This is a genomic window from Larkinella ripae, from assembly GCF_054780775.1.
The window spans coordinates 419,116-432,128 of sequence record NZ_BAAGVR010000014.1 but is presented as its reverse complement, the minus strand read 5'-3'; the positions used below and the strand labels follow the sequence as shown (position 1 = coordinate 432,128).

The following is a 13,013-nucleotide window of genomic DNA, read 5'->3' as shown; positions in this document are numbered from 1 at the left end:
GTTTTACACGACAAACTTTTCCGCGGGGGTTGGTGTTCGCCAACTAACATACTCCTTTACTCCCCCTGATTGAAAAGTCAGGGGGTATTTTTTGTCATGATGAAATATTGTTACGCCTTTTTCGTGCTGCTGGGGCTGGCCGCCTGTAGCAATCCCGCCAAAGAAGCCCCCGCCGGAACGTACTACGACCTGAAAACGTACCTGGAACAGCAAATCAGTGCGTTGCAAAAACAGCAGCCGACCGTGGCCAAACAGACCGGTTTTGGGAAGGAGAGGGAGCCGCAAACGACCCGAGACATCGACTGGAGCCGCGAACTGGATTTATTCGTACAGGCCGATATTAACAAACAGGCGTACCAGTCCAGTTACCAGAAAAACCGCCCGGATTCGCTGACGTACGAGTACATTCTGAAAACCGGCGAAAACCTGCCGGTACAAGTTCTCCGGATTGAACTGGATTCGGCCACCCGCCAGCCCCGACGGGTCAAAGCCACCATGCGCACCAAAAATTCGCTCTACGAATCGGAGCGGAACGTCTGGCTGGAAAGCGAACAAGGCGCGATCAAACGCTACCACATCGACGGTTTTCAGCAACTGGCCTGGCTGGACGAAAAGCGGTTTTTGATCGAGGGAAGGATAAAAGAATGACGAGTTAAGCGGGCGTGCTCTTAACTCATCATTCTCAATTCATCGTTTCTAATAGTCTCCGCCCGCGCCACCTCCGCCGAAGCTGCCGCCACCGAAACCGCCGAAGCTGCTGCCTCCGCCACCACCACCACCCCAGTTGCCGGACGAGCTGCCCCAGCCGGAGAAGGTTGAGGTGGGGAAAGGAACCGGGAAGAAACCGCCACCCCGGTTTCGGTTACTGCCACCGCCCCGGTTGCGGCTGATCCAGATGATGACGATAATCACGACGAAGATGATGAGGAAAAAGATGATGCCGTCGCCCACATCCCCATCGCCGGAGGCTTCGGCCTGGTATTCGCCACTCGCCCGCCGGATGATTTCGGTGGTCGCTTCGTCCAAACCGGCGAACCATTGTTCATTTTTGAAACGCGGCACAATAATCTGGCTGACGATTCGCTTGCTGATGGCGTCCGGAATAGCACCTTCCAGACCGTAACCGGTGGCAATAAACACTTTTCGGGTGGAAGGAACCCAGGTGAGCACCAGCCCGTTGTTTTTCCCTTCCTGACCCACGCCCCATTTGCGACCCACTTGGAAACTGAAGTCGCCAATCGGATACGGATCGGTCGATTTAACAATCAGAACAACGATTTGCGTGGAGGTCGAGTCGTTATAAACCCGGAGTTTTTCTTCCAGTCGGGCCCGCTCGTCGGCCTTCAAAATGCCCACATAGTCGTTCACCAGCCGCGGTGGGTTAGGCCGGGCCGGAATCACATCGTCCTGTCCGTAGGTCCGGAACGACGCGACGATCAGCAGCAGAATCGCGAGAAACCGGATCGGCAGGACAAAACGATATGAAACAAAGCAATCATTCATTTAGTGTGAAATTTCGTCGGAAAGCTCGTTGGAATCATTTTCCAAGCGGGGAAAATACTGGCGCAACTGCTGCCCGGCCCGTTCGATTCCCAGACGAAAACCGTCCGTAAACCGGCCCTGGCGAAACTTGTCGCGCATGATGTTTTTGGTGGTTTCCCAGAAATCCTTCGGAACCACCCGGTCGATGCCCTCGTCACCCAGCACCGCAAACTTGTGGTCGTCGGTCGCCAGGTAGAACAGCACGCCGTTTCGCTGGGCGGTTTTTTCCATATTCAATTGCCGGAAAACCTGCACCGCCCGGTCCAGCACCTCGGGGGTTGGGCAGAGCAGCTCGACATGCACCCGGATTTCGCCCGAGGTTTCCAGCTCGGCCGACCGAATTGCCTGGATAATCTGCTGCTGTTCCTCAGCCGTGAAAAGAGTAATGGCGGACATGGTTTGTGAATTATGAGTTATGAGTGATAAACGATGAATTAATGGTGTGTCAACCAATTCATCGTTCATCACTCATAACTCATCATTAGAACTGGACCGTTGGGGCGTTTTGGGCGGCCTGCGAGGCTTCGAAGAAACCTTTGGGCGAGAAACCGAAAATGCCCGCGAAAATGTTGGCCGGGAACGTCCGGACGGAAACGTTATAGTCTTTGACTGCCGCGTTAAAGTCGTTCCGGGAAACGCTGATGCGGTTTTCCGTGCCTTCCAGTTGCGACTGCAGTTCCGAGAAGTTCTGCGTGGCTCTCAACTGTGGGTAATTTTCGGAAACCGCCAGCAGACGCGACAACGTGCCGCTCAGCTGATCCTGAGCCGCCTGGAATTTCTGCACGTTTTCGGGTGTCAGCTGGTCCGCATTCAGTTGAACGCTGGTGGCCTTTGAGCGCGCTTCCATAACGGCCGTCAGGGTGCTTTTTTCAAAATTAGCCGCTCCTTTTACGGTGTTGACCAGGTTCGGAACCAGATCCGCCCGGCGTTGGTACTGGGTTTGAACCTGCGCCCACTTTTCGCCAACATTGGCGTCTTTGCCGACAATTCCATTATACGTACTGCATCCGAAGAATCCAAAAATCAGAACCAGAACGATGACAATAATAAGCCCTTTTGACATGGTAGTTATTCGATTAATTTGTGAACAAAGTTCGTTAAAACCGCATTCTTAGCGTAATAATTTACAGGATCGGATACTTTTGTCCGTGATCATACTCCAGACCTGATGACCGGAAACCGGGATTTCTCATCAACGATACGTCGGGGGAATAACCGATTTTGGGCACCAATTGATTGAAAATTAAGAAAAATTCGGTCGGAAAGCCGGTCTTTCAATTTAAATCGTTTTGTTATGAATCTTTCGTTGATCGGAAAAACCGCCCTGGTCTGTGGCAGCACGCAGGGCATCGGATACGCTTCGGCGGTTGAACTGGCACTGCTGGGCGCTAATGTGACGCTGCTGACCCGGAATGAAGAAAAACTAAAAAGAGCCGCAGCAAGCCTGGACACGCAGCAGGGCCAGAAGCATCAGTACCGGGTGGCTGATTTTGCCAATCCGGATACCGTAAAAACCGTCATTGACGCCTACCTGGCCGAGTTTCCGGACGTTCACATCTTGGTGAACAATACCGGTGGGCCGGCGGGTGGACCCCTCATCGACGCCCGGCTGGACGAGTTTACCCAGGCGTTTGCCGCCCATTTGCTCAACAACCAGCTTCTGGCGCAGGCCGTTGTTCCGGCCATGAAACGCCTGGGTTACGGCCGGATGGTCAACATCATTTCCACGTCGGTGAAACAGCCCATTGTGGGGCTGGGCGTTTCCAACACCATTCGCGGGGCGGTGGCGCAGTGGGCCAAAACCCTGTCGCTGGAACTGGCGCAGTTTGGCATTACGGTCAACAATGTGTTGCCGGGCTACACAAAAACCGCCCGGCTGGACGCGATGCTGGACAAACGGGCGAACGAGCAGGGCAAATCGCGGGAAGAAGTGGAAGCGCAGATGCAGGCCGAAATACCGGGCAAGCGGTTTGTGGAGCCGGAAGAAGTCGGGGCCGCCGTGGCGTTTCTCTGCACGCCCGCAGCGGCTTCCATCAACGGCATCAACGTGCCGGTGGATGGCGGAAAAACCGGCGGTTTGTAGTTGCCGGAATTACCGGATAAAGCGCAGAAACGATTCCTGCAGGGGTTTAAACCGCTCTTCCGTGATCGGAAAGTCGCCGTACCAGATGTACTCAAACTGCGTGGTCAGGCTTTCAAACTCCGGTTTCAGGGGCGACTGCGCCAGTTCGTAGACGTAGCTGCGGTTGGTTTTGTTGGGTCTCCAGTCAATCAGGCTGCGGTTGCTGAGGTGTTTCAAGGTTTGGAGATAGAGCAGCCGCACGGCGAGTCGGTAATTCCGTTGCTCAATCGCAGCGTCGATCTGTTGGTCGAAGTTGATTTCGTGGATGTTCTCGGTCAGGGTTTCGTAGGGTAACGCAACGCTCTGCGCTTTTTTGCTGAAAATGAACCCCAACACCTCGGCTTTCACCAGCAGCCAGATCGCCACGCCCGCAGCCACCGCCAGAAAAACATACTGCCAGAAATTCTGGTAGGAATTGCTGCGAAAAAAAAGGCCGACTTTTTGCCAGAACCAGCTCCAGAACTTCGACCACAGGGTGTTGGCCGGTTTAAGATCCTGGCCGTACTGATAGTCGCGGTTGCTGCGGTAGGCCTTGATCCGGTCGGGGGCGGGCCGTCGGACCTGCACCGAACTCCGGTCGTCGGGGGCGGGCTGGGCGCGGGCCGTATCCTTTGCCGGTGGTGCCGGAAACTGGGCCGTGGCCGAAAAACCGCTGACCGCTAAAAGCAGCCACCAGCCCAAAAACCGGGTTTTGAAACGGCGGTCAATAATCACCTTCATCGCTGGAACGGGGAATCGGCGGGGGCAGGTGCGTGCCAATGCTGTCGATGGCCGACAGAATGCTGTGGCCTTCCCGCAACTCGATCAGGTTAAAATATTGAAAGGCAATGCCGAGGGCAATGAGCGCCGAAACCAGCACCCCGCCCACCGTGCTCAGAATGCTGGTCAGAATAGAGACATAAACCGGTAAATCCGGCATCACTCTCATGGAAACCATCAGGCTCACGGCGGCCGCCGGAACGTTGAACGCAAAGCTCAGGATGTAGGCAATCAGGCTGACGACGACGATCAGGCCGAACGTCGACCACCATTTATCCCGAATCAACTCGAAACACCGGCTCATGAACGTGCTGGCCGAACCGTCTTCAAAAACCACCGTGGTGAGCGCGAGCGAAAAGACAACGCCGAGGTAAATTCCCGGAACGAGAAAGAACAGGGTGCCGACAATCACGAGGATTCCGACAACGAGCCAGGTAATCAGGGCGCGTCCGAAAGCCGCCTGCACTTCGGCCCACACCGCTTCGACCGTCACCGGCTCGCCTTGGGTCCGGTTATACACTTTCAGGTGCGCGTAAACCGTCAGATTGACCAGCAGCGGGATGAACAGCGCTAAGACTACCGCTGCGATGTAATACGGGCTCGATACCTGCTGCGCCAGCCAAACCCCCATATCGTACCTGCCGGACGACCCGATTGGCTGGGTGGACAGCATCGACGCCGACGCCACCCCCGACGCAATGCCGGCAAGCAGGGCCGGAGCCCCGGCAATGTACAGCAAAGCCGCCCCGAGACTGCGGATCTGTTTGACAAAATACTGGATCGTGGCATTGATCTTCTCGCCAAAATCCCGCCGTTGATAGAGGTTCATGCTTTTTTGAGTTGTTTAGGTTCAACGGCTGCCGGGTCCCGAGCCGCCGAAAACAGTATGCCGTTAGTGAAGCTTTCGTTCCAACTGAATCGGATAGACCACAAAATACCAGATGATGAACGCGGCCGAGGTCAGGATAATCGCCGAGCTGGCCACCGGATGCAACGGCAGGCGCGTGACGAAACTCTCCAGAAAACCGGCCATGATGAAAACCGGCACCAGCCCGATCACGATTTTCAGACCCTGCCGCGCTCCGCGTTTAAATGACTCCAGCCGCGACAACGTCCCCGGAAACAACAGGCTGTTGCCGAGCGTCAGCCCGGCGCAGCCCGCGATGACGATGGCCGAAATTTCGAGCGTTCCGTGAATCCAGATCGTTAAAACCGACGGCAAGAGCAACCCGCGTTCGTAGAAAAAATACTGAAACGCGCCCAGCATCACGCCATTCTGGAACATCACGGCAATCGTTCCGAACGACGCAAACAGGCCCAGAATGAACGCAATAAACGAAACCCGGATGTTGTTGACCGTAATGGCCATGAACATATCGGCTTGCCCGCTGCTTTTATAAACCGCCAGCGGATCGCCTTTCCGGATGTTTTCGAGCGTCATGTTCACGTAGTCGTCGCCCAGAATCAGCCGGACAAACGTCTCGTCGTTAGCCGCCGACACCCCGCCCAGCGCAGCCGCCACCAGAAACACCACGAACGAAACGAGCAGGAGCCGGTGCGATTGCCGGAACAGCAGCGGCAATTCAACTGTCCAGAACTGCACAAACCGGCTGCGTTCCTCGCGTTTGTTGTGCATCAGCCGCCGGTGCATCGCGGCCGCCAGGCCGTTCAGGTAGCGGGTGACGGGTGAAGTCGGGTAGAACGTCCGGGCGTACGACAGATCGTCGGTCAGTTCGATGAAATGGTCGGTCAGCACGTCGGGGTCGGCGCGGTCGGATGCATGAACCGGCTCACCCTCGATTTCTTTCCATTTCTCCGTATTCTTTTTGATGAAAGCAGCCTCACGCATGAAAAAACCGGGTTATAGGCCGAAGCCCCTTGGGTTGGATAAGTTGCAAAGCAAATGGCACATTTCAAAACCGCCGGTCCAACCCGCGACCTGACCGTCGATTTCGAAAACAAATAGCCGTTGTCCAAGGGTTTCTCCGTAAGTTTGCAGCTTTCGTTTGCATTGGAATCCACGATGAAGATATTGTTTGATCATCAGGCGTTTACGGGAGTCCGCTACGGTGGGGTTTCCCGGTATTTCTACGACCTGATGGTAACGTTGCGCAAAAAAGACGTCGAAACGCAGCTTTCGATTTTGTTTTCCAACAATGCCTATTTGCTGGAAAGCGACGCTTTTCGGGTGCAGTCGTTTGCCTACTTTCTGGGGTTTATGCCCACCAACATGCTCTTTTCGCAAATTAACCGGGCGTGGAGCATCGCCCGGTTGCGGCAAAACCGGTACGACGTTTTTCATCCGACGTTTTTCCACCCCTACTTTCTGAAGCATACGAAAAAACCGGTCGTGCTGACCTACCACGACGCCATTAAAGACAAGTTTAGCGACCGGTTCGGGCACATCGACAATGCCTCGAAGGATTTGAAACAGCAACTCTTCGACCGGGCTGCTCAGGTCATTGCGGTATCGGAAAATACCAAAAACGATCTGGTCGGGCTTTTTCAGATCAAACCGGAGAAAATCACCGTCGTGCACCATGCCACGGCTTTTCAGACGCTGAACGTGCCCGAAACCTTTCAGATTCAGGTACCCGGTGCGTATTTGCTGTACGTCGGCGCCCGCAACGATTACAAGAATTTTATTCCGTTTCTAAAGGCTCTATCGCCTACGTTCCGGAAACACGGCCACGTCCACCTGATTTGCGCCGGGGGCGGTCCGTTCAGCCCGGAGGAGATGGCGGCCATGCAGCAACTGGGCCTGCGCGATCGGATCAGCCAGCGCCCGATCGACGATTTGATTTTGTACCGGCTGTATCAGCACGCGCTGGCGTTTGTGTATCCGTCACTTTACGAAGGGTTCGGCATTCCGATTCTGGAAGCGTTTGCGGCCGGCTGTCCGGTAATTTTGAGTCGGGCGTCCTGTTTTCCGGAGGTGGCGCAGGAGGCCGCTTTGTATTTTGATCCGCAGTCGGAGTCGGAAATGCAGCAGCAGATCGAGAAAGTCATTCTGGACGCGTCGTTGCGCCATGCGCTGATTCGGAAGGGGCAGGAGCGGGGCCGGGATTTCTCGCTGGAAAAAATGGCCCGCCAAACACTTCAGGTTTATCAACAGGTAGTATAAGTGAACAGAGCGAAGAAAATCCTGCTTTTTGACACGATCATCGACGGCCACCACGCTGATTATCTGGCCCATTTGATTAAGTACTGGGTGCAAAACCAGCTCCCCGGCGAGCTCACCGTCGTTACGCAAGGCGCGTTTCAGGCGTGTTTTGACGACCTGACCCACCAAAAACCGGGTGCCGAAAACGTCCGGTTTGTGCCGATTCCCCCCTCGGAAATCGAAGCCGTGCACGGCGCGTCGATGCTGACCCGCTCGTTTAAAGAATGGAACCTGTTGCTGACTTACCTGCACGCGCACCGGCCCGAGCACGCGCTGCTGATGTACTTCGATATTTTTCAACTGGCAACCTGGCTGGGCCGGTCAGCGCCCTGTTCGGTGTCCGGTATATACTTCCGGCCGGATTTTCACTACAAACCGAATCCCGGTTTTAAAGCCCGGTTGAACGGTTTTCGGAAGAAAGTTACCCTGGAAGGCGTATTGCGGCAGCGCAGCCTGGCCAATGTTTTTTGCCTGGATCATTCGGCGGTGGAAGGGCTGCGAAAGCTGAGTCCGCGCGTCAACATCTGGCCGCTGGCCGATCCCGTTGAATCCTACGCCATTGCGCCCGCCGAAATCGGCCAGTTGCGCGCTCAGTTGCAGATCGAACCAGACCGTCAGATCTTTCTGCTGTTCGGGTATCTGGACGATCGGAAAGGGATCGAGCCGCTGCTGGAAGCCCTCAAAGACCTGCCGACCGACCAGCAGAGGGCCGTTTGCCTGGTGCTGGCGGGCCCAATCCAGCCCGATTTTCAGCAAAAAGTTGAGGGAAAGATCGCTGAGGTCGGAAAGGATGTGCAGGTTATTCCGGTTTTCAGGGAAATAAAAGGACGACAGATTCAGGTGTTCTTCGAGCTATCGGACTGCGTTTTGGCGTTATACCAGAAACACGTCGGCATGGCGTCGGTGGTGGTACGGGGCGCGGTTTCCCGAAAACCGGTGCTGGCGTCGGAATACGGTTATCTGGGTCATCTGGTGCAGACCGAGCAACTAGGCGTGGTGGCCGACACCACCTCCCCGGCGGCCATTCGGGCGATGGTGCAGCGGGTGCTGACCGCGAAAATACCGTATTCGGAAACGAATCTGCAAAAGTTGGCGGCCCGAAATTCGGACGTTTATTTTGCGGAAACTATTTTTAAGCATTTGTAAGCAGCTATGGCGGTTTCGATTCAGACATCCCAAAATGTGACGCTGGACTACGAGCCCGCCAACGTGGGTGACCGGATTCTGGCGTTGCTGCTCGATTACCTGGTTTTTCTGGGCTGGCTGATTTTCTATTTTGCCCTGCGCAGACTCGCGCCCGGCGTTTTCGAAAACCGGTTCTGGAGCATGGTTCTGCTGGTTCTGCCGTTTATGCTCTACGATTTGCTGTGCGAGCTGTTTCTGAACGGGCAAAGTCTGGGAAAAATCGCGCTGAAAATCCGGGTGGTCATGCTGGATGGCTCCCCGCCCACTTTAGGGGCGTATCTGCTGCGGTGGTTACTGCGGCTGATTGAATCGCCCCTGTTTCTGGCGGGTCTGGTTCCGCTGATTACCGTAGCGATCAACGGAAAAGGCCAGCGAATTGGCGACATTGCCGCCGGAACGACGGTGGTGAAACTGACGCAGCCGGTCACGCTCGAGTACGTGACCTACCGGGCGCTGCCCGTTGATTATCAAGTCCGTTTTCCGGAAGTTACCCGGCTTTCGGACCGCGATCTGAGCATTATTCGGGAAGCGCTGCGGCTGAACAATCCCGAAGTGAGCGGTTTGGCCGCCCAAAAAGTAAAACAGGTCATTGGGGTTCGCTCCGAGCTGGACGACGCCACGTTCCTGCGGACCCTGATCAGTGATTATCAGTTTTTAGCCACGTAGTGCCCGCGGATTTTAGCCGGTGGGTACGTTTAAGCGATGAAAGAACAAATTAAAACCCTGGCCCGGCAGTACGCTGCCGATATCGTTGCCAACCGGCGTCATCTGCACGCCAATCCGGAACTGTCGTTCAATGAATACAATACGGCAAAATTTGTGGCCGACCAACTCAAAGCCATCGGGCTGACGCCCCAGGAAGGCGTTGCCAACACCGGTTTGGTAGCCCTGATTGAAGGGCAGGGCGGGGCTGCGTCGGAAAACCGGGTGGTCGGTCTGCGGGCCGACATGGATGCGCTGCCGATCCACGAAGCGAACAATGTGCCGTACAAATCGACGGTCGAGGGCGTGATGCATGCCTGCGGGCACGACGTTCACACGTCTTCGCTGCTGGGCACGGCGCGCATTCTCCAGGACCTTCGCGATCAGTTCGAAGGAACGGTCAAACTGGTTTTTCAGCCCGCCGAAGAAAAAGCGCCGGGCGGGGCTTCGCTGATGATTAAAGACGGGGTGCTGGAAAATCCGGCCCCGGCCAGCATGATCGGTCAGCACGTCGCACCGAATGTTCCGGTCGGCAAAATCGGGTTTCGCGAAGGCATGTACATGGCCAGCACCGACGAACTCTACCTGACCGTGATCGGAAAAGGGGGCCACGGGGCCATGCCCGACCAGCTCATCGACCCGGTTTTGATTGCTTCGCACATCATCGTAGCCCTGCAGCAGATCATCAGCCGAAACCGCAAACCGGCCAATCCGTCGGTCTTGTCGTTCGGGCGGTTTATTGCCGACGGCGTGACGAACGTCATTCCCAACGAAGTAACCATTGAAGGGACCTTTCGCTGCATGGACGAAGAATGGCGGGAAGACGGGCTGCACCGGATGAAAAAAATGGCCGAAGGCATGGCCGAAGCGATGGGCGCGCGCTGCGAGTTCACGGTCGTGCGCGGGTATCCGTTCCTGAAAAACCACCCCGAACTGACCCGGCGGATGCGCTCGGCGGCCACGGAATACATGGGCGCGGAGAACATCGTCAACCTGGATTTGTGGATGGCGGGCGAAGATTTCGCGTTTTACTCGCAGGTGGTCGATTCGTGTTTCTACCGGCTCGGAACGCGCAACGAAGAACGCGGCATCATTTCCGGCGTACACACGCCCACCTTCGACATCGACGAATCGGCCCTGGAAATCGGCGCGGGACTGATGAGCTGGCTGGCGGTGGAAGAATTGAGGGTAACGAAGTAGAACTTAAGAATATATATTTTCGGGAGCTTCAGGGTAAGTTCTGAGTGAGATGAATTATAAATCTTGGTTGGCTTTAGGACTTTTGGTGGGGCTGACGGCCTGTTCGACCTCGACGGTTTTCATTGTCCGGCACGCGGAGAAAGTGAGCGAAGCCGACACCAGCAGCCTGACTGCCCTGGGTTTTGAACGGGCGCAGGACCTGGCCGAGCGGCTGGAAGACGAGCGCATCAGCCTGATTCTGACCACGCCGTATCGCCGGACGCAGCAAACCGCCAGGCCCCTGGCGCAGCACCTCAACCTGCCCATCGAATCCTACCCGGCCAAACCGGTCAGCGCGGTGGTGGAACGGGTGCGGCAGGTGAAAGGCCGAAACGTGCTGGTCGTCGGCCACAGCAACACCATTCTGGATATTGCGAAGGGCCTGGGCACCACACCGGGCAAGAAGGAAATTGCCGCCGGCGATCACGATAATTTGTTGATTGTGACGCTGCAAAAAGGCTTGTTCGGAAAATCGGTGCGGCTGCGGGAAGAAACCTACGGAAAACCGACGGCGCCCTAAAACCGTCGCTTCGCAACGGAAGGACGAAAAACGGGCAATTTTTTCGGATTTCATCAGTTAAGAAAGAGAGTGTTAACCCAAATTCAAATCGGTTTAATGAGTCCCCGTCTTGTTCGAGTGTTCTTTGTTTTTTGCCTGATGAGCCTGGTTTTGGTGAAAACCGTGCAGGGCCAGCAACCCGAGCCAACCGGTTCGACCTTTCCCAACCGGTTTACGGGCCGTCAGATCGTGGTGGCGCTGGGCAGCGAAGACGACCGGCCCGAATACCGCCTGTTAGACAATGGCTTGCTGTATTACCGGGCCGGGTCGGAAGGGCCGTTTACGCAACTGGGCCAGCAGAAGAAAGACAGCACCCAGAAAACATTTGCCCGGCTGGAGCAGGAATGCAAAATTAAAACCACAAAGCTCGAAAAGCCCGAAAAACCGGACGTAACGATCACCTGGAAACGCGCCAAAACCGAGTTTGCCGTCGGCTGGGAAAAACGAAAAGGCCCCGAAGTGTACGAAGATTTTTACGAGAAATTCATGGCGATGTTTCCCAAAAACCGCCGGAAATAACGGAAGAACCCCGCTACGATCCGTAGCGGGGTTCTTTATTTTTAACCTCATCTGAAAACCGGTGCGTTGCTTTACGGATTCACCGGCATTTTGACCGAAATGGTTACGGTTTTGTTCTTTAGGTCGAAACCGCCTTCGTAAGCGTACCGATCCAGCTTGACGTACTCGTCAAAACTGACGCTCTTGCCGTTGACCAGGAACCGGTTGTAATCCCGGCGAACTTCCGCGTAAAATTTAGGGTCCATTGCGCCATCGTCTTCCGCGGCCGAAGCCGTGGTTTTGGGCGTTGCCTTGCTCGCCAGGTCAAAATTCATGGGCAGGTTGTAGCGCACCCGCACCGGTTTTCCGCCCTGCATACCCGGTTTCCAGCGCGGCATGGCTTTGACCACCCGAAGGGCTTCTTCGTCGGCCCCAAAACCGATGCCTCTCAGGATTTGTACATCCTGAATACTACCGTCTACATTGACGACAAAGTTAACGAAAACCCGCCCGCTGACCAGCGCCCGTTTGGCCGCTTCCGGGTAGCGGATGTTGTCCGTTATGAACCGGCCGAGCGCCGGCATGCCACCCGGAAATTCCGGATTTTGCTCCACGACGGTGAAGACATCGCCCTTTTTGTCAGGCTGGTACAACGGTTGCGAAAGGTGACTTTTAGGCTGTTTCAATCTTTTGGACGGGCCCGTCCAGTAAATGGATTTTGTACCGTCGTTGGGTTCCGCCAGCCGAACGTAAAGTGCGTCCCGGCCATTGACCGGCACTTCGATACTCTCGTGGCCGATAAACGAAATGACCAGCGTTCCGTTGGCAGGCACTTCGCTGAGTAGGTACTCTCCGTTTGCATCGGTGGTGGTTCCCCGGGCCGATCCTTTCAAGACAACGCTGGCGCTCGGAATAGCGACTCCCTCACTGCCCAGAATCTGCCCCGAAACTGTGATCGGTCCCTGGCTAACCACATCTTTTTTCGACTGATCTTCGCAGGCGGCCACGAAGAGAAAAAGGCTGGAAATCATCAGGATGGCAAAACCGTATTTGGCCATTGCCCAGCGGCTGGTTTCGGATTTCTGTAACATCAGAATGCGTTGTTTTAAGGTTGAAGGCTGGAAGAAAGGCGTGACAAAAGCCGCGGGTTTAGGGCCGAAGGTGTAGGCAATCAGCCGGTTGTCGAGCCGCCGTTGGCAGAACCGCAGCCGGGCGGGAAAGGGTTTAGGAGGTTTCATGGCGAC

At 55.6% G+C, this 13,013-nt stretch carries 15 protein-coding genes; 8 read left to right on the top strand and 7 right to left on the bottom strand.

The annotated features are described in order from the left end of the window. Nucleotides 1-96 precede the first annotated feature (96 nt). On the top strand, nt 97-648 hold the full coding sequence (locus ACYVHX_RS08625) for a hypothetical protein (RefSeq protein WP_460671232.1): 552 nt from the start codon (nt 97-99) through the stop codon (nt 646-648). 48 nt (nt 649-696) lie between these two features. Here ACYVHX_RS08625 and ACYVHX_RS08620 read toward each other — a convergent pair whose 3' ends face one another. From ACYVHX_RS08620 to ACYVHX_RS08610, 3 genes are all read right to left on the bottom strand, one after another. Then, entirely contained in the window at nt 697-1,503 is an 807-nt protein-coding gene (locus tag ACYVHX_RS08620; RefSeq protein WP_460671231.1) for a TPM domain-containing protein, read from the bottom strand. Then, nucleotides 1,504-1,938, bottom strand: coding sequence for a TPM domain-containing protein (locus ACYVHX_RS08615; RefSeq protein ID WP_460671230.1), 435 nt, complete (start codon nt 1,936-1,938; stop codon nt 1,504-1,506). An 85-nt stretch (nt 1,939-2,023) separates the two neighbouring features. Then, nucleotides 2,024-2,605: a LemA family protein gene (locus tag ACYVHX_RS08610; RefSeq protein WP_460671229.1), complete on the bottom strand. Its 582-nt coding sequence runs from the start codon at nt 2,603-2,605 to the stop codon at nt 2,024-2,026. 231 nt (nt 2,606-2,836) lie between these two features. Between ACYVHX_RS08610 and ACYVHX_RS08605 the strand changes: the two genes are divergently transcribed. Further along, nucleotides 2,837-3,625: an SDR family oxidoreductase gene (locus ACYVHX_RS08605; RefSeq protein WP_460671228.1), complete on the top strand. Its 789-nt coding sequence runs from the start codon at nt 2,837-2,839 to the stop codon at nt 3,623-3,625. A gap of 9 nt (nt 3,626-3,634) precedes the next feature. Here ACYVHX_RS08605 and ACYVHX_RS08600 read toward each other — a convergent pair whose 3' ends face one another. The 3 genes from ACYVHX_RS08600 to ACYVHX_RS08590 form a co-directional block, all read right to left on the bottom strand. Then, nucleotides 3,635-4,384: a DUF4129 domain-containing protein gene (locus ACYVHX_RS08600; RefSeq protein ID WP_460671227.1), complete on the bottom strand. Its 750-nt coding sequence runs from the start codon at nt 4,382-4,384 to the stop codon at nt 3,635-3,637. Continuing rightward, a complete protein-coding gene (locus tag ACYVHX_RS08595; RefSeq protein WP_460671226.1) occupies nt 4,368-5,252 on the bottom strand; it encodes a hypothetical protein in 885 nt (294 codons plus the stop codon). The genes ACYVHX_RS08600 and ACYVHX_RS08595 overlap by 17 nt, the downstream gene beginning before the upstream one ends. A gap of 63 nt (nt 5,253-5,315) precedes the next feature. Beyond that, nucleotides 5,316-6,272: a stage II sporulation protein M gene (locus ACYVHX_RS08590; RefSeq protein ID WP_460671225.1), complete on the bottom strand. Its 957-nt coding sequence runs from the start codon at nt 6,270-6,272 to the stop codon at nt 5,316-5,318. A gap of 174 nt (nt 6,273-6,446) precedes the next feature. On the opposite strand from ACYVHX_RS08590, the gene ACYVHX_RS08585 reads away from it, so the two are divergent. The 6 genes from ACYVHX_RS08585 to ACYVHX_RS08560 all read left to right on the top strand — a co-directional run bounded on the left by ACYVHX_RS08585 (nt 6,447) and on the right by ACYVHX_RS08560 (nt 11,790). Further along, entirely contained in the window at nt 6,447-7,547 is a 1,101-nt protein-coding gene (locus tag ACYVHX_RS08585; RefSeq protein WP_460671224.1) for a glycosyltransferase family 4 protein, read from the top strand. Continuing rightward, the gene (locus ACYVHX_RS08580) at nt 7,548-8,732 is read left to right on the top strand and encodes a glycosyltransferase (RefSeq protein ID WP_460671223.1); all 1,185 of its coding nucleotides are present in this window, start codon (nt 7,548-7,550) and stop codon (nt 8,730-8,732) included. Nucleotides 8,733-8,738: 6 nt separating this feature from the next. Next, nucleotides 8,739-9,437: an RDD family protein gene (locus ACYVHX_RS08575; protein WP_460671222.1), complete on the top strand. Its 699-nt coding sequence runs from the start codon at nt 8,739-8,741 to the stop codon at nt 9,435-9,437. Nucleotides 9,438-9,473: 36 nt separating this feature from the next. Continuing rightward, complete coding sequence (locus ACYVHX_RS08570) at nt 9,474-10,673, top strand: M20 metallopeptidase family protein (protein ID WP_460671221.1); 1,200 nt, start codon at nt 9,474-9,476, stop codon at nt 10,671-10,673. A gap of 49 nt (nt 10,674-10,722) precedes the next feature. Further along, nucleotides 10,723-11,232: a SixA phosphatase family protein gene (locus ACYVHX_RS08565; protein WP_460671220.1), complete on the top strand. Its 510-nt coding sequence runs from the start codon at nt 10,723-10,725 to the stop codon at nt 11,230-11,232. A 138-nt stretch (nt 11,233-11,370) separates the two neighbouring features. Next, nucleotides 11,371-11,790, top strand: coding sequence for a hypothetical protein (locus ACYVHX_RS08560; RefSeq protein WP_460671219.1), 420 nt, complete (start codon nt 11,371-11,373; stop codon nt 11,788-11,790). 71 nt (nt 11,791-11,861) lie between these two features. Here ACYVHX_RS08560 and ACYVHX_RS08555 read toward each other — a convergent pair whose 3' ends face one another. Next, complete coding sequence (locus tag ACYVHX_RS08555) at nt 11,862-13,007, bottom strand: TonB family protein (protein ID WP_460671218.1); 1,146 nt, start codon at nt 13,005-13,007, stop codon at nt 11,862-11,864. Between the last annotated feature and the right edge of the window lie 6 nt (nt 13,008-13,013).

What these genes read in the sequence shown, in the direction of transcription:
- ACYVHX_RS08625 (WP_460671232.1), top strand. Translation starts at nt 97, where the DNA reads ATGATGAAATATTGTTACGCCTTTTTCGTGCTGCTGGGGCTGGCCGCC.
- ACYVHX_RS08620 (WP_460671231.1), bottom strand. Translation starts at nt 1,503, where the DNA reads ATGAATGATTGCTTTGTTTCATATCGTTTTGTCCTGCCGATCCGGTTT.
- ACYVHX_RS08615 (WP_460671230.1), bottom strand. Translation starts at nt 1,938, where the DNA reads ATGTCCGCCATTACTCTTTTCACGGCTGAGGAACAGCAGCAGATTATC.
- ACYVHX_RS08610 (WP_460671229.1), bottom strand. Translation starts at nt 2,605, where the DNA reads ATGTCAAAAGGGCTTATTATTGTCATCGTTCTGGTTCTGATTTTTGGA.
- ACYVHX_RS08605 (WP_460671228.1), top strand. Translation starts at nt 2,837, where the DNA reads ATGAATCTTTCGTTGATCGGAAAAACCGCCCTGGTCTGTGGCAGCACG.
- ACYVHX_RS08600 (WP_460671227.1), bottom strand. Translation starts at nt 4,384, where the DNA reads ATGAAGGTGATTATTGACCGCCGTTTCAAAACCCGGTTTTTGGGCTGG.
- ACYVHX_RS08595 (WP_460671226.1), bottom strand. Translation starts at nt 5,252, where the DNA reads ATGAACCTCTATCAACGGCGGGATTTTGGCGAGAAGATCAATGCCACG.
- ACYVHX_RS08590 (WP_460671225.1), bottom strand. Translation starts at nt 6,272, where the DNA reads ATGCGTGAGGCTGCTTTCATCAAAAAGAATACGGAGAAATGGAAAGAA.
- ACYVHX_RS08585 (WP_460671224.1), top strand. Translation starts at nt 6,447, where the DNA reads ATGAAGATATTGTTTGATCATCAGGCGTTTACGGGAGTCCGCTACGGT.
- ACYVHX_RS08575 (WP_460671222.1), top strand. Translation starts at nt 8,739, where the DNA reads ATGGCGGTTTCGATTCAGACATCCCAAAATGTGACGCTGGACTACGAG.
- ACYVHX_RS08570 (WP_460671221.1), top strand. Translation starts at nt 9,474, where the DNA reads ATGAAAGAACAAATTAAAACCCTGGCCCGGCAGTACGCTGCCGATATC.
- ACYVHX_RS08565 (WP_460671220.1), top strand. Translation starts at nt 10,723, where the DNA reads ATGAATTATAAATCTTGGTTGGCTTTAGGACTTTTGGTGGGGCTGACG.
- ACYVHX_RS08560 (WP_460671219.1), top strand. Translation starts at nt 11,371, where the DNA reads ATGAGCCTGGTTTTGGTGAAAACCGTGCAGGGCCAGCAACCCGAGCCA.
- ACYVHX_RS08555 (WP_460671218.1), bottom strand. Translation starts at nt 13,007, where the DNA reads ATGAAACCTCCTAAACCCTTTCCCGCCCGGCTGCGGTTCTGCCAACGG.